Here is a 952-nt window from a genome sequence, read left to right on the forward strand (position 1 = left end):
TCGAGGCCGCGGCGGCGGATGAGCTCGCGCACCTCGCCGTCGACGAGATCGACGACGTTGCTGGCGACCCCCGTTGCGCAGCCGTTAGGCCCCTCCCCGACGTGCACCCACCCCGGTACAGGTTGACTCAGCCGTTCACGTACCGGTCGCGTTCGACGACGAACTGGCCGGTGGCGGTGTTGGCGTCGATGAACTCCGGCAGCAGCGGCACCCGCACGGTCACCGTCACGCACACCGAGAACTCCTCCCCCGGCGCCAGCGACGGCGCGTACCCGCCCGCGTCCGAGCAGCCCTGACCGACCGGCGCGTAAGCCAGCACGACGTCGGTCGCCTCCACCGACTGGTCCTCCACCGCCACCCGCACCGCCGCCTCCGCCCGCGCCTGCCCGGTCGCCAGGTCCGGCGCCGTCGCCAGCGCCCGCCCCGCCTCCCGCGCCGCCGCGTTGGCGGCGAACACCCCGCGTTGCACCGCGGAGAACCCGGCCACCACGTAGACCAGCGGCAGGAACACCACCAGCGCGACGAACACGAACTCCACGATCGCCGACCCCCGTTCGGCGTCCGGCCCGAGTCGGGATCGCAGCCACGTCACCGCGACTCCTCCACGGCCCGGCCGGTCGCCGACAGCGGCAGCAGGTCACCCAGCGCGGCGAACAGGCTCGGCACCTGACCGACGCAACGCACGACCACCAGCGGCAGGCCGGTCGGGTCGACCTCCTGCACCGACTCGCACGCCAGCCCGGCCGCGGTCGCCGGCGAGGTCGCCCGGCCCACGATCTGCAGCGTCCGGTCAGCACCCGCAGCGGCGGGCACGTCGGCGTTGGCCCCGTACCGCGCGCCCTCCTGGGCACTGGCGACCACGACGTTGCGCAGGTGCACGTACACCGCCACCTGTAGCACCGCCATCAACAACGCCACGACCAGCACGCTGACCATGACGAAGTCGACGACC

Annotated in this window: 2 protein-coding genes; both read right to left on the reverse strand. The window is 73.5% G+C overall.

The window, feature by feature from the left end:
* Positions 1 to 127: 127 nt before the first annotated feature.
* Positions 128 to 592, reverse strand: coding sequence for a hypothetical protein (locus GCU67_RS21000; protein ID WP_163613446.1), 465 nt, complete (start codon positions 590 to 592; stop codon positions 128 to 130).
* A partial coding sequence (locus GCU67_RS21005; RefSeq protein ID WP_246215493.1) for a TadE family protein occupies positions 589 to 952 on the reverse strand: 364 nt, incomplete at its 5' end. The genes GCU67_RS21005 and GCU67_RS21000, both read right to left, overlap by 4 nt.

Origin of the sequence: Modestobacter muralis (genome assembly GCF_010682105.1) — a bacterium.
Lineage (GTDB): Bacteria > Actinomycetota > Actinomycetes > Mycobacteriales > Geodermatophilaceae > Modestobacter > Modestobacter muralis.